Raw genomic sequence first — 19,091 nt, forward strand, 5'->3', positions numbered from 1 at the left:
ATGACTACTAGCTACTTAATTGTTGAAAATAAATGATGCCGTCAGCCTGTTGTACCTGTCTCGCCAAGCCACGCCGATCTAATTCCTGCAGATGCGCCAGTGTTTCGCTCATGGCAAAGCGCAATTGATGTGTGCCAAGCCGATCACCAAACAAATGCAAGCAGACATCATATGCGTGAGCAGGGCTTTCCTGCAATCGTTCTGCTAGTTTTGCCAGACGCTCTTCATGGTGAGCAAGCAATTCGATGGTGCGTTCCGTAAAACGAGTAAACGGATTTCGATGCCCCGGATATGCACGTTCCACTGTAAAAGTGCTCAGACGCCGCAAGCCATCCATGTAGGATTGCAGCGGTTCTGCATCACTGCCCGGCTGCAAGCTGATATTGGGCGAAATTTGGGGTAAAACAGCATCTCCGCACAAAATCTCTCTTGATTCAGGAGCATAGAACGATAGATGACCCGGGGCATGTCCGCCCGTTTCCACAGCGATCCATGCTTTTCCACCCATATGGACGGTTTCACCATCTGCAACGATGGTTACCTCCGGGAGCGGTGTAATTTGTGAGATAAATGTTTTCATATGTTCCTTAATTTCAACCGTCTTATGTTGCGGCATGCCATGAAGAAGGTAGTACTCCGGCAGTCTCTCTTCAATACTGGCCCCTGTTCCCCACATAAAATCTGTTTCCTGGCGGGAGCGTGCTGACATTAACACTGGTGCACCCGACATCTGCTGCATCCATCCAGACAATCCCAGATGATCAGGATGATGATGGGTCAGTACAATCTGATGAATATGTTGAAAGGTCAAGCCGAGTCCGGCCAATGCTTCATGCCACTCCTGCTCCGTCTCCGCTGTACGCGGTCCTGGATCAATAATGCTCACCTTGCCATCCGGTTCGGTTAAAATATAACTATTTACCCATCGAAGTGGAAAAGACATCGTGATTTGAATACGGTGCATCCCTTCTGGCATAGATAAAAATTCGGTTCTTGTACGTTTCATGGTCCTTCCCCTCTCTCATTCTTAAGTGAACTAAAGATATTCACACTGAACATACTTTTAGTCGGCAGGACGATGTCCCACAAAGATCATGCGCGGCGAAGTCTGCTCATCATATTTCTCTTCATCGTACCCCCCATGAACCTGATCGACCTGAAGATCTGCATCCTCCAGCATTTCACTCAGTTGCTCACGCGAGTAGAGCTTGACACTTTCCTTATAGATTCGCGGTTCAGTCCCGGCAGAGATGTCCGTGATATGTATTTCCTTTTGCACAAACCCGTCTTGTATCCTGCGAAATTCTTCAATCCGTTGCCCTTCATCTTCACGAGCAGAGTGCTGCACCAGATGTTTTTGCACATAGGCTGCATTGATAAAATCAAGAATGAAACTGCCTCCAGGCTTCAACATTCGATGGATGGCACGCAGAACCTTCAATTGTTCAATATCCTCGGGAAAGTATCCAAAGGAAGTGAACAGGTTAACTACAGCATCGAATCCACCGCCCAAGGGGATTCTGCGCATGTCGGCATGACACCATCTAACCCGATGATCGGTATCCAGTTCTCTGGCTTCACGCAGAAGCACATCGGACAAGTCTACTCCCGTCACCTGAAAGCCAGCGTCCGCAAGTGCAAGAGAGTGCCTGCCCATCCCACAGCAGAGATCAAGCACTTCTGCACGAGGGTGAAGCTTCAGCCAGCTAATCATTTTATGTACTTCCTCATAAGCACCATGCACATCCCGGTGTTTGTATACGAGCAGATAATCTTCGCCAAAACTTTTTTCGTACCATGCCGTCATGTCAATCTTCGCCCTCCATATCATCAGTGACCCTTATCCGCATTGTGCAGATCTTGCTGGCCAGACCACCCCCACGCTAAGCTAAAACTGGTGTCTGTTTAGAATCATTTCAAATTATTGTAACGCTTTAGTACCCAAACTCAAAATGATCGTCTGCCATCCTCATTGAACGCCTTTACAACGCAAGATATAATGTTAGATATATCATGCTCCTGCGAATCGGTTAAATACATACAACAGGAGGTGTTCTTATGATTCGTATCGGACTTACGGGATGGGGCGATCAAGAAGATCTCTATCCAAACCGTACCCAAGCGAAGGACAAGCTTCGTCTGTACGGACAATATTTCTCCACGGTGGAGGTAGACAGTTCCTTCTACGCTGTGCAGCCTCGCGACCGTATGGCCCGCTGGGCTGCGGAAACGCCTGAATCATTTTCATTTATCGTGAAAGCCTATCAGGGAATGACGGGACATCTACGTGGCAAGCCGTATTTTACCAGTACGTCCGAGATGTACAAAGCTTTTCGTGAATCGCTTGAACCTGTGATCGAAGCAGGTAAAATGCAGGCTGCCTTGTTTCAATATCCACCCTGGTTTGAATGCAACCGGGACAATGTCAATGAACTACGGGAAGTGAAGCTCCGTATGGAAGGTATTCCATGCGCAATCGAGTTTCGTCACCAAAGCTGGTATGCAGGCAATATGCGTGAGCGCACGCTTTATTTTCTAAAAGAGCAAGGATGGATTCATAGTGTCTGTGATGAACCCCAGGCAGGGCCAGGCTCTATTCCCATTGTGCCCATCGCAACGGATTCCCGGATGACACTCGTTCGCATGCATGGACGCAACGTATCCGGCTGGCAGCAAAACGGCGCACCCAACTGGCGTGAGACACGTTATCTGTACCGTTACAACGAACAGGAACTGTCGGAATGGAAAGTTTATCTGGAACAGTTGCAGGAGCAGAGCGAGGATGTGTTTGTTATTTTCAACAATAACTCTGCCGGAGATGCTGCAACCAACGCCCAGATGATGATGGAACTGCTAGATCAGCCTATCAAACCATTCCCCGACCGCACCGAGCCAGAGAAGGAAGAAGGCCCCGAGCAGCTGGAGTTATTTTAGACACTGGGATATGTGATGCCTGTTCAGTATCGCCAGGAAGCCCATAAAAAAGTTGTCTGATTTAATGTTGACAATCCAAAGCGAGAAGAGAAAGATAGTAAATTTGGACTCACCTATAGTTAAATCAGTTAGTGTTCATATCAGAACTCAAAATATTTAAAATAAATAACCTAAAAAGGTGCCTCTGTTGAGGCACCTTATCTTGAAAAGAGCTTTCGTCGTTTTCTATAGGAGTAAGAGTATATTCTCGAAATCCCCTCTCCCGATTGGCCACTCTCGGCTACTCCTAAAGCCTATTTTTACTAAACTCAGGGAGTTTTAATGTAAAACCCAAATGTGAATGTTCTACAACTTCATTGTCTGGCTCAGGAAATGCAAAAGTCAATATTCCCTCTTCAAATACACGCTCTGGTAAAGCAGCAGTTGTATACTCCTTTCCTGTAACCTTAACTGGTAGCTCCATAAGAACCTTACTACTGTCTCTACTAGTGATGTATATCTGTAAGTTCTCGCCGTATGAATCAAATGGAGAGAAACTGAAGCTCAAACTACGATTATGGTTTAATACAGCCTTGACACCTCTAAAACTCGCACGATCTGAGTTTTTTTGAGTAAATGATGTCTCTGTTGCAATAAATCCACCAGATCCGTCCTCAGACTTCTTGAGACGTTTTAGAATGGCTTGAAACTCAGGTGTTTCTTCCTTCATAGCTGCTTCAGTTTTTCTTAATTCGTCACTAATTAGAATCTCATAACTCATCGAATGCATACCGACTTGAGCAACTTTTAATCCTAGCTCCTTATTCCATTGTCCTAGTGGAAGGAATACTTTCCCTTTAACAATCAGTCTCTTACTTTGGCTAACGGCTAGCTTACTTGTCCGATCAAGACGCTTAAACAAGTAGGTCTTATCCTTCTCTTCCAACTGGACATGGAATGCATTCATAAACTCCTTCAGCGGAACGTAATAGAGTCCATTCATATAGAACGTGGGCTGTCCTTCATAATGCAGAACCCCTTCACCAGACGTTACCGCAACGGGTAGTGTCAAAAAGAAAAGATCCTCATAGGTGAAGGAATCCAGATAGTTTGCCCAATCTTGATATTGAGAGTACTCAATCTTAAAATGTTTTCCTTCCGGTATGTAATAGAAAGATGGCGGATACGCACCAGGATTAGAAAAATAATATTCCATGATATAGAGATCATCTGAAAGCCATTGAATTCCTGTGACATTCGTATTATACGAAGATTTGTATTTCTGAACTTGTACCATCGTTTTTAAATCATAAACATATATCGTACTTGCTTGTGTCCGTTTGAAATGATACGAGGGATCTACATTTATAACTAAATACTTTCCCCCTGGAGATACAAAGGTATCCAACTCATAAGCCTTTCCATTAAACAAAGATACCGCTTTTCCATTTCGAGTAGCAGTCACATTCCATTGATATGGAGTGTTCATCTGAAAACTACTCTGGTTCCATTTTATTTTCGTACCTCCTGCCATGAAGCTTTTGGAAGAAGCTTGCCTTGCATCTTCGATCACATTATTTTTAGTGACTTTAACGGCTTTACCTTTGACTCCGCCAAATTCGATATTGTAGCAGCTCGTATACTGGTATTTAGGACAGTAGACGCCAAATGTCTGAGAGGCCGGAGCCGGTGAAAGACTATAGTTGGTGTCAGTCACATCCTTGGAAGTGATAAGTTTCCCCCCTGACAACACTTGCTTGTTATTTTCCAAGGAGTAGTATTGAACACCCTCTTTGTCGGACTCTACAGAGTACAATCCGAGCTGAACGGCATCTAGCTGTACGCTTTTCTGAGTCGGGATCTCTTTTATCTTTCTGAGCGTAAGGTTGGAATAGTCAAACTCGTAGATGATGTTTACTCCATTTTTCCCCTTCAGGGTACTTTGTACTGCAACGGTGTAAGCCTTGATTCCTTTAGGTGTATCCACAACTACACCATCTTGATGATTGAAACCGTTTGTGGAATCAAACTCGTAGTACGATGGAAGCAAAGAAGGATCGGTAAAGTTGTATTCGTTGATCTTTTGCATCCCGGTAACGAAACTGATTCGATTGGTTCGGATCGTAACTTGCTTGTTTTTTTGGTCAAACATGTAGGTCGACCTATCTCTAATCTTTTCAGTTCCACTTTTAACAGTGGATGAGCTAGTTATGTCTTCATTCGCACCTAAAGCATACGTATTACCTTCAAAAACGGTGAGTAGAGATATAATTAGCAGTAAGACCGACGGTAAAAATAATCGAGTAATGGATTTCATTATGTAGTTCCCTTTCCAAGTTCATTTTGATGCGTTGTGTGTCTAAACCAATTCAACCGGGTTCTGAGATGGTATCTTGTCTTGGCTCCCATACAACGAATCATATGAAAGCCAATGACATGGTAACTATACTACGGCTCATAATCCCAAAACACTGATGTAACGAAAAGATCTAACCTTCAAAACCTGAGCGGAATACTTCTTTTCCTTTTGCATTGAAAATAACATACTGACTCTTCTTCCCTACCGGAACCCCGCTGTACATTCCGTCACCAAGGTAGTTTACCATGGAATATGCTGGGAATATCCGTTTACCCGTTTTAATATTGATTGATGCCGAGATTGAACCATCTTTAGCTTTTAATGCATATTGGACTGTTGCGATCGGATCAATATCGTGATAATAGTCGGTACGATCAAGATCAATCATTTCGTATTTCACATCCATCACGATGTTCCCTCGACTATCTACAATCCCATAGCTTTTATTTAACTTTACTCGGTATAGTGGATTATTTGTGGTCAATTTCTCAATCTGGTTATTCATGTAATTCGTTCGCTCAATAAGTGGAATCATTTCATCGTACTTCGTAGCTAATATGGACTCACCACGAGTTCCGATCAATCCATACTTACCATTCTTACGAATGACCGCACTTCCCGCTTGAAACAGATTAGCCTCTTCGTACTGAGCGGGTATTTTAATGTCTCCATTCTTCGAAACATATCCCCATTTTTGATTAACTTTCACAGCCGCCAGATCTTCTGAAAAAGCCTGCATATCTGTATAACTGGACTCAAATAGTAGGGTTTGATCCTTTTTATAAAAAGTCCACCCGGAACTTTCATCTTTCATATCTCTTACCGCGTAACTTCCATCTCCTGAAAGGATAACCTTTTGGTCACTTTGAGGTTCTACAACCATACGCCCGGATACATCCACGATGCCTTCGCCATTGTGTTGGATTTTCCAAAGTCCACTCTGTGGCTCGCCTGACTTGGAATAATATTCATTTAACGAAACAATTAATCCATCTTGCCTCACAATAGCGCTATGGTTATCGCGGCGGAGCCCCCAATCTAATGTATTACCTTTAAATTCAATTTTGTTTTGGAACTCTGCAGGTACCACGAGCTGACCCTTATAATTCATACTCCCCCACAGTCCATCGATCTTTACGGGAAATACCCCTGATTTACGATAATCTATTCTATAATCTATTTCTTCGATGTTAAATGTCGTTAGTAATTTCCCTTTGGTATTGATTAATGCCCACTTACCATTCTTTTTTACCATTGCGACTTGATTGTAAAAGCCTGTTCCTTCTTCATATGTAGGAGAAATAACAAATTTGCCTTTAGTATTCAGGTAACCAATCTTCCCATTTTTCTTAGCGATGGCCAGCCCATAATCAAACCAGCTAATATATTCAATGCTTTTGTCCTGAAATATCACTTTACCTTTATTATTTATTAACTGATTTCTATTTACGACTGCTACACCCTGATTGAACGCATCTCTTGCTAATTGAAACTGTGGCTTAATAACAAATTTGCCCTGATAATTGATGAAACCCCACTTCCAGTTTTGACGAACCGGGATGAGTCCATTGGCAGCTCGATCAGTAAACCACAGATGGCTTAATCCCACATGTTCCTGTTGCTTGTCCCACTCATGATAAGCTGGTTCATTTGTTGCTAGCGCAACCCTCGGCAACATAAGTACTGACGCAATAAGTACCAAGAACGAAATGCCAAGAATTGTAGTGAATTTTTGATATGCTGGTCTTTTCTGCAACACCATATTCCTCCATATAAAAGTATTGTTCTTACTCTTTCATTAATACATAAGTAAAAAGAACTATCAATAACTTAATGGATCAAAGGAGTTAATTTTTGCGATGTATATTGAAGCTCCACTAGTATGTATCAAGAGTTGCGTACATAATGACAGTTGAATTCTTCTCCGAATATACCCTACTGACATAATAAAAGCGCTCTAACATAAAAGTTAGAGCACTTTTGTTCACAAAAAGAAAATCAGAACGGGATGTTCTAGTTCAAAAGCTAGAAGCCTCTTTGGTAGTTCCATCCCTGCAATCTTTGCTACTACAAAATTTAGATAACTAATGATGAGATGAAACAAATACATCCATAAAAAGAGTAACCCAAACACAACGAATCCACCCTGATCGCTTATGCTGTCTGAGGTCGAGACTATTGTATTGTTTGTATTGGTAACGAAAAAACCGTACAATGCACTTAAAATGAATGAAGTACGGTTACATTGATTACCAACTCCCTTTTCATTTTCCCCATATCCAATGCTCCCTTATGTACGTCGTTTACCCATAATGTACTCTCAACGCAGTTAAGCCACAAACCCTGATGCAATAAGGTTTTAAAAAGATTAACTATAGGATCGCTATTGTACCCGTTCCCTCTCAAATGTTAGTGAACTCAGCATGCCACTAGGTGTTCATATCGTGTGTAACTTCAAAAACAGGTGCTTTTCCACTGATGGGACTACACGAAATCTGATTTAGAACCAGAACATAAGATCACAGAGCATTGCATTGAAAAATAACAGCAAGATATTTGTAAATAACTCAACGTACTCGTGTAGAGTGGACAGCGAAAAATAACGTTTAAACCGTCTCACAAACGAAAATGTTCCGTAATTCCGCACTGTGAGCTTGGGGTTCGCACCTCAGGATAAACAGTTCTAATTCGATTAAAAGCATCATTTGAATAGCTCTCTTTAAAAGCTTTAGATATCCAAACACTGCGTATTTCCATCAACGGATCAGGTAAAATAAAAAGCTCGGATGTTATTGCAGTGAGCTTACGTTGATCCATCAGGTAAAAAAGCTACTCCTCTGTGGTCGTTATACGTCCAACCATACTTTTCTAATTGATGAAGTATAGTCATAGCTGACATAGACTCGGATAAATTTATCTCAATAGATGCTGAGACAGACACTAACTCATATTTGCCCCTTTATGGGAACCCAGCATTTAGGAAGCATTTTTTAACCAATGTTTTATTAACAGGGCAAAATGGATTACAATAGATTGAAAGCAGATTTGAAGGAGGCCTTTTTCAATGAACGAACAAGCATATTTTGAGCAAAACCGGGATAAACATCTGGCAGAACTGAACGAATGGTTATCCATTCCAAGTATTTCCGCCATTTCTGAGCATAAAGAAGACATTCAACGTGCGGCACAATGGGCAGCGGATGCACTTACACGTGCGGGTATGGAAAATGTCGAGATTATCCAAACGGCTGGCCATCCCATTGTTTATGCAGACCACCTGCACGCACCGGGCAAACCAACAGCCCTGATCTATGGACACTATGATGTACAACCTGTTGATCCGCTTAACCTGTGGGAGACGCCACCTTTCGAACCAACGATTCGTGATGGGAAGCTGTATGCCCGGGGTGCAACGGATGATAAAGGACAAATTTTTATACATATCAAAGCCGTCGAAGCACTGATTGCCGAAAATAAAGAGTTGCCGATTAACGTGAAATTCTGCATCGAAGGCGAAGAGGAAATCTCCAGTCCGAACCTGCCAATCTATCTCAACGATCATACGGACAAACTGAGAGCAGACATGGTGTTAATCTCGGATACATCCCTTTTGGAAAAAGGAAAACCTGCTATCTCCACGGGCCTGCGCGGCCTGTGCTCGATGCATGTGGATCTGTTCACCGCCAATACCGACCTGCACTCCGGTTCCTTTGGCGGCGGTGTCCCGAATGCGCTTCATGCCCTCGTCTCCCTGCTGGCATCTTTGCACGATGAGCAAGGCCGCGTGAGCGTGGATGGATTCTATGATGGCGTTCTGCCGTTGTCTCCAGAGATGAGAGAAGAATTCGTGAAGCAAGGCTTCAATGAAGAACAGCTTCGTCAAGATCTCGGACTGGAGCAATTGTATGGTGAGGAAGGGTATTCCTTTGTAGAACGTGTCGGCGCCCGCCCAACACTCGAATTGAACGGCGTATGGGGCGGTTTCCAGGGCGAGGGCAGTAAAACCGTTATTCCGAAAGAAGCTCACGCTAAAATCACGTGCCGTCTTGTCGCTGACCAAGATCCGCAGCATGTATTAGATAGCATCGAAGCTCACCTGCGTGCACACGTCCAACCAGGAGCGACATTGCAGATCAAACAAATTGAGAAGGCTTTTGCGTTCAATACCGACCCGACTGATCCGATCCTGCAAAAAGCCGCAGACGCTTACGAAAAAGTATATGGCGTGCGTGCCCTATTCACCAAGGACGGCGGCTCCATTCCAATCGTTGAGAAGCTTTCCCGCGTGCTTGGCGTTCCTGCCGTAATGATGGGCTTTGGTCTGCCAGACGAGAATTTGCATGCACCAAACGAACATTTTAACCTGGAGAACTTTGATAAAGGGTTGCTGACGGTCGTGGAATTTATGAAAAGCTTGGCTTAACAATTAAAACGGATGTGGGGCGCGCTTGTGTAGACGTTCCGGTGGCGAATCGTTCTTTCGATCGCTGTTATTCCCAGATTTCTTTGTTTCCCTTTCCGAAGGGAGAAATCCGGGAATAAAGGCGAGCGCTTCGCTTCTTCAGAATCGATTTCGCCCCCTCCACTACGTTATGCGCGTTCCCATAAGTCGTTTTAAAAACGTAATCCAGCTTTTACAGGGATGTGTAGAATAAAACAGGGCACGTGTGAGTGTTCGTTCCGGGGGCGAATCGTTTTCTTTCGATCGCTGTTATTCCCAGATTTCTTTGTTTCCCTTTCCGAAGGGAGAAATCCGGTAATAAAGGCGAGCGCTTCGCTTCTTCAGAATCGATTTCGCCCCCTCCACTACGTCATGCGCGTTCCCATAAATCGTTTTAAAAACGTAATCTAGCTTTTACAGGGATGTGTAGAATAAAACAGGGCACGTGTGAGTGTTCGTTCCGGGGGCGAATCGTTCTTTTGATCGCTGTTATTCTCGCTTTAACAATGCAATAACGTCAAAACGATGGCCTAAACGGTCATCGTTTTTTTATTTTTCTGTGTGTGATCATTCCAATACCATATTTAGGTAAAATGTGTTAGCCTTCTTATGTACATTTGCAGTAGTAAACTAACGTCGTATGATGAGCACAATCTGAATGATGAGGTGAACGGTAATGTCTGCTTCCCATTTGACCAAAACCGCGCTGGCTCATTCACTTAAATGCCTGATGGAACACATGCCTCTCAATAAAATTACAGTGAAACATCTGGTGGATGGCTGCGGTGTAAACCGGCAAACGTTTTATTATCATTTTCAAGATATTTATGCCCTGCTTGGATGGATTTACGAAACGGAAGCGGTGGAAAGTATCCATGAATATCGCAGTTATGATACCTGGACAGAAGGGTTCTACAAAATTTTCTGTTACATCGAAAATAATAAGGCCTTTTGCTGCAATACACTGGAATCCCTTGGACGTTCTCATCTGGATGGTTATCTCTATCAAGTGACACATGATCTGATTATGGGTGTCATTGATGAGCTGGCTTGCGGAGTCAAGGTTCGCGGAGAGGATAAAGAGTTTATTGCCAATTTCTATACGCTGGCTTTCACGGGCCTCATTATCCAATGGATGCGGAATGACATGAAAGAACCACCCAAACAGATCATCGACAAGTTGAGCGAACTGATTGAAGGAAATGTAGTCAGAGCACTGTATAAGTATGAGCATAAGTATCAGCACTGATTAAAGAATAAAAGAACGAATAAGCGTGCAGATAAGAGAAAAAAGTTAAATTAACAAAAATAGAGGTACGATTAAATTATACCAGCAGAAACGAATAAATTTGAAAAGGCGTAGAAGGCAAATAACAAGCGGCCATCCCGTTAAGGATGTGCAGCTTGTTTTTCTATGATCGCGTCTATCATCGGGCGAATTACCCTATACCAGGAATTCAGAAATTGCCCTATTAATATGGATAAAGTATACACGATTAGCATCAAGCCATCGCTCGATCTCCCGACCTAAAACTAGACATTTTTCCAAAAGTGACTAAAAAACAGACAGCTGTCTTCTTTTGATCATACCTTCTTTCCCGATGCAGGTTTACATTGGAAATGTGAAGAACACACCATCTTTTGGAGGCGATTGATCGTGAAAAAAGAACATGGCTCTAAACAGGTTTATTTTGTAGGCGGCGGTATTGCATCCCTCGCGGGAGCGGCTTATTTGGTCAGAGACTGTGACTTCCCCGGCGAAAATATTCACATCATTGAGGAAATGCCAATTCTCGGGGGCAGTAATGACGGTGCAGGTAATCCGGAACAAGGTTACGTCATTCGCGGTGGACGGATGCTCAATGATGAGGCATATGAAAACCTGTGGGAGCTGCTGGAGACCATTCCTTCTATCGAACATCCGGGTATGTCGGTCAGAGAAGAAATTACGGCCTTTGACAACGCTAACCCCACACATTCCAATGCACGGTTAATTAACCGCGATGGTCAGGTGGAAGACGTATTGTCCATGGGTTTTGATATGGCTGACCGACTGGCGATGGGCAAACTCATCATTACGCCTGAAGAGACGCTGGGCAAATTGCGGATCAACGACTGGTTTGCACCCCACTTTTTCCAAACGAACTTCTGGTACATGTGGGCGACGACGTTTGCCTTTCAGCCTTGGCACAGTGCGGTGGAGTTCAAACGATATATGCTTCGCTTTTTTCACGAGTTTCCACGAATTCAAACGCTCGAAGGGGTTACACGCACGCCCTACAACCAATATGACTCCATCATTCTGCCGCTGCACCGATATTTGGAGCCGTACGGCGTAGATTTCACGCTGAAATGCACTGTTACGGATTTGGACTTCAAAGAGGGCGACGGAATTACGGTTACAAGTATGCATGTGCGGCGGAACGGTGTCGAGAAAATGATCGACATTCATGAGGGTGATCTGGTCATTGTTACGAATGGATCGATGACCGAAGGTGCTGACCTGGGTTCGATGACTTCCGCTCCCAAACTGAACGGCAAGGGCAGCTCTTGGAAGCTGTGGGAGAACATTGCGGCGAAAAAACCGATGCTGGGCAACCCTTCTTCGTTTAATGATCATGTCGACGAGTCCAAATGGGAATCATTCACCGTCACTTTTCAGGATTCCGTTTTCTTTGCTCTGATGGAAAAATTCACACGCAACCGTGCAGGCACTGGAGCCCTTGTTACATTCAAAGATTCGAGCTGGTTCATGTCTGTAGTGTTGGCCTTCCAGCCGCATTTCCGGAATCAGCCTGACCACGTCAAAGTATTCTGGGGCTATGGTTTATATCCTGACAACGTAGGGGACTATGTGAAAAAAAGAATGTGTGATTGCACGGGTGAAGAAATTATGCAGGAACTGATAGGCCATCTTCATTTCCAGGAGCATCAAGAGCAGATCATGGCTACAGCCAATTGTATCCCTTGTATGATGCCTTACATCACCGCACAATTCATGCCAAGGCTGAACAGTGACCGCCCTCAAGTCGTGCCGGAAGGTTCAACAAATCTGGCATTTATCAGTCAATTTTGCGAGATTCCAGATGATGTGGTGTTCACGGAGGAATATTCGGTACGCGCCGCACGCATCGCCGTCTATACCTTACTTGGTATCAACCGTCCGGTTGAGCCGATCCATCAATATCAATACGACGTTCGCACGCTGTTCAGCAGTTTCGTGACTTCGTTCAGATAAGAACAATAAAATACGTTAAGTTAAATGAAGTTCAACTCCTATAAAATAATTATACACAACAAAGCAGTCGGTCCAGATTGGATCGACTGCTTAAGATTAATACTACATTTTACTTATCTGATATGCTTGGTGTGTTTAGGTTCGAAATGTCGCGAACTGTAGTAAATGTACAAGCCGCGTCAGTTGTGTGATTTCTTGCTGTGTCTCCGTCTTATTAATTCCATTCATCGCTTGATTAGCCTTAAGCGTTCGTCGAGTATTCAGCATCCCATTAATGAGCTTAATCACTGTGTTTCGCCCACGATAATCTACAATTAAATACTTTTTGCTCGAATCCACCTCAACCCACATGACATTTTGGAAAATCGGAAACAATTGTTTGCGATACCGCTCCATATCATTCTCACTATAATGCTCGCCATAGAAAGCCTTATATCCATGCACATGTAGCTTCTCTGCCAGTTCGGCAATAAATGGATCATCTCCGAACCTAGCGTTCCATTCCATACTCCCACACCCTTCAATGCATATACTAGTTCCATAAATCATCCAGTTCTTCTGTTGAAATTGCATTCACAGTGCTACTGTACTGTTTTAACCTTTGATTCGGATTCGCCATAATTGATTCCATAATCCGAATATATTTATCTGAGAACAGACAGATCGTTTCATTATCGTACAAATCAGTATTATACTCCAGTGCTATAAGCATGCTGTTAGATTGTTCAATTATATTGATACTCAGATCAAATTTGGACGTACCAGCATCTAGATGCTGAGATGTGCATTCCACGTGAGGGAGATTTAACATTAATTCTTTACTTGTTTCAAACATCATCTGAAAGAAAGGAGAGTAGGCTGTATCTCTTTCTTCTAACAACATTTCGGTTAATTGTTCAAAAGAAACATCAGCATAATCATACGCTTCTAATGTTCTTCCTTGAATACGTCTAAGGAGTTGCATAAAAGATGGATTCGAAGAAAGCTCCATTTTAATGACAATTGTATTGACGAAAAATCCCACAATCCCCTCAACTTCTTTATCCGTCCGGTTAGCTATAGGAGTACCTATACAAATCTCTTCTTGCTCTGTAATTGTATACATCAACACACCAAAGGCAGATAAAGTCGTTGTAAATAAACTGACACCTTGGGATCGGCTGAAATGAATTAGTTCATTGTACAATTGGTTCGAAACTGAAATATAATACGTAGCTCCTTGGGTGGATAACTTATCCGGTCTCGCATGATCTGTAGGTAATGTCACATTAGCGTTACTGCCCTCTAATGTATCTTTCCAATACCTCAGTTGTTCTTTGACATATTGGTTATTTAACTTATACTGCTCTAACTTTACAAATTCCTCGTATTGAAGAGGTTCCAGGAGACGCTCCCGTTGTCCACCATTAAACTGCTCGCCATAATAATACTCAATTTCTTTAAAAATGATACTGAGTGACCAGGCATCCACAGCAATATGATGAAAGTTTAACATAAACAGAAATTCGGAATCTTGGGTCTGAATCATGTAGGCACGAACTAAAGAATCCTCTTTCAAATGAAATGGAACTTTGGCTTCATTTTTCAAATAATCTAAACCACACTGTATACTATTTGTTCTGTTGCGCATATCCAATACAACGATCGGTAAATCGTTGTCTTCTTGCACCGTTTGCACAGGTTCTCCATACACCTCTTCATAGCTTGTACGTAAAATTTCATGACGTTTCACAATTTTCTTTAGACTTCTCGCCATAATATCCATCTGAAAATTGCCTTCGATCCGAATTACCTTAGGGACATTGTACAATGCAGTGTTGCCTTCCAATTGATCCAGAAACCATAGTCTTTGTTGAGCAGAGGATAGTTTTCCATTCGTCTGAACTTTCTCAAGTTGCTCTAGAGATGTAGCAATGGTAGGTGCCTCCGTACTCACAACCTTCTTCGTCAAATCAAATATAGTAGCATATTCAAAAATAAAAGACAGTGGAATATTCTTTCTCCACTCCTTCCTAATGCTTGCTATGACTTGTGTAGCTAACAGAGAATGTCCACCCAACACAAAAAAATTGTCATAGAGTCCGATTTCAGCAGGCTGTAATTGAAGGATTTCAGCCCATATTTTTCTGATTGTTTGTTCATCTTCTGTGAATTTATCATTCTGTCTCTGTGGCTTAAGCTCTTTGATACCTGGAGCCTTAGCTAGAGCAAATGTATCTATCTTGCCATTCATGTTGAGAGGAATAGCATCCAATACATAAAATTTAGCAGGCACCATGTAATTAGGCAGATGAAGCAATCCATAATCCCTTAATTCAACTAATTGCAATAATTCAGGATGGTCAGAGACAATATAAGCAACTAATTCATGGGTTTGATGGTTCTCGATCTGTACAACAATTGAACGGACAAGTTGATGTTTTTTATATGCCGATACAATTTCAGGTATTTCAATGCGATAACCTCTAATTTTCACCTGATCGTCCTGCCGCCCTAAATACTCCACCGAAGAATCTGGGAGCTGCCTGATCCAATCTCCTGTACGGTATAACCGCTTACTATTATGAAGATGATGCTGGAATGAAACATAGTTCTTAGCTGTCATTTCATCTTGATTTCTATATCCGCGAGATAGTGAAGGACCTCCTACATATAGTTCGCCCCTAACGCCTCTCGGTACAGGTTGGAACGCTTCGTCTAATATATAGAATTCAGTGTTAGCTATGGGATAACCTAAAGGAACGGCAGAAGAGTATCTAGGCATATTTTTCTTCAGTGTATGCGTAGCCACCCCAATTGTCGTTTCCGTTGGACCATAGTGGTTAATGACCTCACATTCCGGTTGTAAGCTCCATATGATGTCCACTTGCTCCCATAATAATGCTTCTCCCCCTAAGACGATGCGCCGCTTAGGCAGAATATCTTTGGGTTCAGTAGCGGACAATAGAAAATTCAAATGTGAAGGGACGATTTTCAAACAATCTACTGGATTATTACGAAAATAGGTTGCGAATTGTTCAGGGTCTGACACTCTTTCTTTGCTTATGACATGTAACACACCCCCACTAATTAAAGAATGAAATATCATCGTATTCCCTAAATCAGCAGCAAGAGTAGATACTGTCGCATAACTAGAACCCACCTCTAAACGAATGGATTTTTGCGTACCGGATAAGTAATTCATAAGATTTCGATGTTCCACCATAACTCCCTTAGGGTACCCTGTGGAGCCTGAAGTATATATCAAATAAACTAGATCGGTCCCCTCAACAGGACACGCTGGATTCGTTGTAGGCTGACGACCCAATTGAGATTGAGTCCACTCGCTATCCAAATCTATTGTTCGTATAGCGTCTTTTATCGAGAGAAATGCATCTGAGAATCCACTAGTGAACACAGACTCGACACCCGAATCTTGAAGTTGATATTGCAATCTTTGCTTAGGAATCGCCGGATCGAGGGGCAAATAAGCTATCCCTGCCTTTAAAACTCCTAGTAATACAGTAATCATATCGATCGATCTTTCTATACAAATACCTACAATGTCTATCTTTTTGCTTGCCTGTTCCTCTATTAAAAAGTGTGCGATTTGATTTGCGCGTTGGTTTAATTGTTCATACGTTATCTTTTCCAATTCATAAGTTACTGCGATATGTTGAGGGGTTTCACGAACCTGTTTTTCAAATAAATCTATAACATGCGCTCCTGCCAAGTGTGCTCCTTCAACATCAGCTTGAATGGCGATTGTTTTTAACTCATCAGGACCAAGAAGTTGTAACTGACTAATCTGAATCTCAGGGTTTTCAACGGCATTTATGATTAATTTCTGAAAATGTTTGCTGAATTGGCCTATCCACTCTTCGCTAAATAAGTCTGTTCGATAATTGATTTGTCCATATAAACTTTCATGACTGATCTTCATATTTAAACTAATATCAAACTTGGATGTATTTATCCCGACTGATTTTTCTTGCATATCTATCCCTTCGATGGATAGTCTGATTTCTGGGGCAACTTGAAACATTGCTTGGATTAAAGAATGATCCCCTCTGGAATGATCTTGTTTCAGGACTTCCACTAACTTATCCAATGGAACTTGATGTTCAAAAGCTTCCAATACCGTTTGACGTACATCCTGTAGAAGCCGCTTGAATGTCGGATCTCCCCCTACATCAGCAGAAATAATAACCGTATTCACAAAAAAACCTATAACATGTTCAGTTTCAATTCGATTTCGGTTACTAACAGGTGATCCAATTAGAAACTTAGATTGACCAGAATATTTATAGCACAAAATTTGAAACAACGTGAGTAAAACCATGTACATTGTGCTGTTATTTTCCTCGCCAAGGCTCAGGAGTCTTGCGGTTATATTTTTAGGTATAACAAAGTTAAATACATTTCCCTTATGTGATGCTTTCTTCACAAGCTTACGATCGGAAGGTAAAGCGAGAGCAGACCAATCCTGATTCAGCTTTTTCTTCCAATACTCCAAATGCTCATTCATTTGTTTAGATTGCACCGGCAATTGTTCCCAGAGTGCATAATCTCCGTATTGAATAGTAAGTGGAGTCATTTCATTCTTTCTATTTAACACTTTATTTTCATAAAACATGGAGAATTCTTTCATAAACAACTCAATGGACCAATCATCACTAATGATATGATGGAACACAAGACCCATTATATATTTCTTTCTCTCTAGACGAATTAATGAAACATGAAACAAAGGCGGATGATTCAATATAAACTCCATACAAATCAGCTCTTGAAGAAGTGTATCGGTCTGAGTAACCTTTTGCTGCTCTGAAAACCTTGTAAAATCATGGTACTTATACGAAATTTCAGCTTCAAGAACTTGAACCTCTGAGAATCCTGCATTATAACTAAAAGCGGAACGGAGAACTTCATGCCTTTTCACAATTTCAAGTATGCTTTCTTCAAAAATAAGCGGATTCAGTTCACCCTCCAGCTCCATAAAAAAAGGCACGTTATACACGTATCTCTCTTCAAGTAGTTGATCCAAAAAGAGCACCCTATCTTGTGCAAATGACGGCTTTATTCTTTCTCGCTTTGAAGTTGTCTCAATTGCAGGTTCGGCCAATGGTTTAATACCTAAAGTATGAATAAAATGAGCCATTTCATCAATGGTTGGCCCATTGAAGATTACACTCAAGGACAAATCACCTTGAATGATTCTATTGATACGCACCATCATTTTAGTTGCCGCTAAAGAGTGACCCCCTAGTTCAAAAAAATTATCATACACTCCGACGGATTGAAGATTAAGAGTTTCTTTCCAGATATCTGCGAGCATTTGTTCAACTGTATTTCTAGGCATTACTTTACTATCTGAATCTTCTATCTGAACTTCTTGTAACATTAGCAATTTGCGATCTATTTTCCCGTTAGGTGTTAACGGTAATTTCTCGATTTCCCTATACAATACAGGCACCATGTATTCAGGTAGGGTTTGTTGCAAATGTTGCCGTATTGCCTGATGCCCAGGCCAAGACATGCCCGGCTGGAGTACAAGGTACGCGGCTAGCTGCGCTTCTTCACCTACTTGCACCGAGACTACAACCGTATTTTCAATGGCTTCATGTTGCAGCAGCTGGTGTTCAATTTCAGATAATTCAATCCGGTAACCTCTAATTTTCACTTGCTGATCTATCCGCCCCAAACATTCCAAAATACCTTCCGCATTGTACCTGGCCAAATCGCCCGTTCCATACATCTTGCCCTTTCCCGTAAACACATTGTCTACAAATTTCTCTTCCGTTAGTTCTCCCCGGTTCCAGTATCCATTCGCTACACCTTCTCCGCCGATATAGAGCTCACCAGCTACACCAATGGGCACCGGTTCCTTACCGCGATCCAGCACATACATCTGGGTATTGGCAATCGGGCGCCCAATAGGAATCCTTCCTTCCTGTTCTCGGACATGGTGAATTGCCGACCAAATGGTTGTCTCGGTAGGCCCGTACATATTCCAAAGCTCCTTGCTTCGGGCCTGTAATTGACCAGCCAACTCTCTCGACCAGCTCTCCCCGCCGCACAGAATCTTTAATTCCGGGCTTCCTTCCCATCCAGATGCGAGTAACAACTGCCATGTTGACGGGGTAGCCTGCATCATGGTG

At 42.4% G+C, this 19,091-nt stretch carries 11 protein-coding genes; 4 read left to right on the forward strand and 7 right to left on the reverse strand.

Annotated elements, in window-relative coordinates; genetic code table 11:
- Positions 1 to 7: 7 nt before the first annotated feature.
- Both ABIE27_RS27505 and ABIE27_RS27510 read right to left on the reverse strand, forming a co-directional pair.
- Positions 8 to 1,006, reverse strand: coding sequence for an MBL fold metallo-hydrolase (locus tag ABIE27_RS27505; protein ID WP_429352024.1), 999 nt, complete (start codon positions 1,004 to 1,006; stop codon positions 8 to 10).
- Between the two features lie 57 nt (positions 1,007 to 1,063).
- The gene (locus tag ABIE27_RS27510) at positions 1,064 to 1,807 is read right to left on the reverse strand and encodes a methyltransferase domain-containing protein (RefSeq protein ID WP_429352025.1); all 744 of its coding nucleotides are present in this window, start codon (positions 1,805 to 1,807) and stop codon (positions 1,064 to 1,066) included.
- A gap of 251 nt (positions 1,808 to 2,058) precedes the next feature.
- Here ABIE27_RS27510 and ABIE27_RS27515 point away from each other — a divergent pair, with 251 nt between their 5' ends.
- A complete protein-coding gene (locus ABIE27_RS27515; protein WP_123064596.1) occupies positions 2,059 to 2,934 on the forward strand; it encodes a DUF72 domain-containing protein in 876 nt (291 codons plus the stop codon).
- Between the two features lie 286 nt (positions 2,935 to 3,220).
- Here the strand turns inward: ABIE27_RS27515 and ABIE27_RS27520 are convergent, their stop codons facing one another.
- The 3 genes from ABIE27_RS27520 to ABIE27_RS27530 all read right to left on the reverse strand — a co-directional run bounded on the left by ABIE27_RS27520 (position 3,221) and on the right by ABIE27_RS27530 (position 8,089).
- Entirely contained in the window at positions 3,221 to 5,230 is a 2,010-nt protein-coding gene (locus ABIE27_RS27520; protein WP_429352026.1) for a hypothetical protein, read from the reverse strand.
- Positions 5,231 to 5,402: 172 nt separating this feature from the next.
- Complete coding sequence (locus tag ABIE27_RS27525) at positions 5,403 to 7,028, reverse strand: WG repeat-containing protein (protein ID WP_161556923.1); 1,626 nt, start codon at positions 7,026 to 7,028, stop codon at positions 5,403 to 5,405.
- 860 nt (positions 7,029 to 7,888) lie between these two features.
- On the reverse strand, positions 7,889 to 8,089 hold the full coding sequence (locus tag ABIE27_RS27530; protein WP_429352027.1) for a hypothetical protein: 201 nt from the start codon (positions 8,087 to 8,089) through the stop codon (positions 7,889 to 7,891).
- A 247-nt stretch (positions 8,090 to 8,336) separates the two neighbouring features.
- Between ABIE27_RS27530 and ABIE27_RS27535 the strand changes: the two genes are divergently transcribed.
- The 3 genes from ABIE27_RS27535 (at position 8,337) to ABIE27_RS27545 (ending at position 12,951) form a co-directional block, all read left to right on the forward strand.
- Positions 8,337 to 9,695 carry a dipeptidase gene (locus ABIE27_RS27535; protein WP_429352028.1) on the forward strand — a complete coding sequence of 453 codons (1,359 nt, stop codon included), beginning with the start codon at positions 8,337 to 8,339 and terminating at the stop codon, positions 9,693 to 9,695.
- A 694-nt stretch (positions 9,696 to 10,389) separates the two neighbouring features.
- Positions 10,390 to 10,962 (forward strand): TetR-like C-terminal domain-containing protein, encoded by a 573-nt coding sequence (locus ABIE27_RS27540; RefSeq protein ID WP_123064600.1) that lies wholly within the window; start codon positions 10,390 to 10,392, stop codon positions 10,960 to 10,962.
- Positions 10,963 to 11,370: 408 nt separating this feature from the next.
- Entirely contained in the window at positions 11,371 to 12,951 is a 1,581-nt protein-coding gene (locus tag ABIE27_RS27545) for an oleate hydratase (RefSeq protein WP_429352029.1), read from the forward strand.
- 135 nt (positions 12,952 to 13,086) lie between these two features.
- On the opposite strand, the gene ABIE27_RS27550 is transcribed toward ABIE27_RS27545, so the two are convergent.
- Both ABIE27_RS27550 and ABIE27_RS27555 read right to left on the reverse strand, forming a co-directional pair.
- Positions 13,087 to 13,458 carry a hypothetical protein gene (locus ABIE27_RS27550; protein ID WP_123064602.1) on the reverse strand — a complete coding sequence of 124 codons (372 nt, stop codon included), beginning with the start codon at positions 13,456 to 13,458 and terminating at the stop codon, positions 13,087 to 13,089.
- Positions 13,459 to 13,483: 25 nt separating this feature from the next.
- Positions 13,484 to 19,087 carry an amino acid adenylation domain-containing protein gene (locus ABIE27_RS27555; RefSeq protein ID WP_429352032.1) on the reverse strand — a complete coding sequence of 1,868 codons (5,604 nt, stop codon included), beginning with the start codon at positions 19,085 to 19,087 and terminating at the stop codon, positions 13,484 to 13,486.
- Positions 19,088 to 19,091: the final 4 nt, after the last annotated feature.

The organism is Paenibacillus sp. 4624, from assembly GCF_050435065.1.
GTDB lineage: Bacteria > Bacillota > Bacilli > Paenibacillales > Paenibacillaceae > Paenibacillus > Paenibacillus amylolyticus_D.

What these genes read in the sequence shown, in the direction of transcription:
- ABIE27_RS27530 (WP_429352027.1), bottom strand. Translation starts at nt 8,089, where the DNA reads ATGGATCAACGTAAGCTCACTGCAATAACATCCGAGCTTTTTATTTTA.
- ABIE27_RS27550 (WP_123064602.1), bottom strand. Translation starts at nt 13,458, where the DNA reads ATGGAATGGAACGCTAGGTTCGGAGATGATCCATTTATTGCCGAACTG.
- ABIE27_RS27535 (WP_429352028.1), top strand. Translation starts at nt 8,337, where the DNA reads ATGAACGAACAAGCATATTTTGAGCAAAACCGGGATAAACATCTGGCA.
- ABIE27_RS27555 (WP_429352032.1), bottom strand. Translation starts at nt 19,087, where the DNA reads ATGATGCAGGCTACCCCGTCAACATGGCAGTTGTTACTCGCATCTGGA.
- ABIE27_RS27520 (WP_429352026.1), bottom strand. Translation starts at nt 5,230, where the DNA reads ATGAAATCCATTACTCGATTATTTTTACCGTCGGTCTTACTGCTAATT.
- ABIE27_RS27505 (WP_429352024.1), bottom strand. Translation starts at nt 1,006, where the DNA reads ATGAAACGTACAAGAACCGAATTTTTATCTATGCCAGAAGGGATGCAC.
- ABIE27_RS27515 (WP_123064596.1), top strand. Translation starts at nt 2,059, where the DNA reads ATGATTCGTATCGGACTTACGGGATGGGGCGATCAAGAAGATCTCTAT.
- ABIE27_RS27510 (WP_429352025.1), bottom strand. Translation starts at nt 1,807, where the DNA reads ATGACGGCATGGTACGAAAAAAGTTTTGGCGAAGATTATCTGCTCGTA.
- ABIE27_RS27540 (WP_123064600.1), top strand. Translation starts at nt 10,390, where the DNA reads ATGTCTGCTTCCCATTTGACCAAAACCGCGCTGGCTCATTCACTTAAA.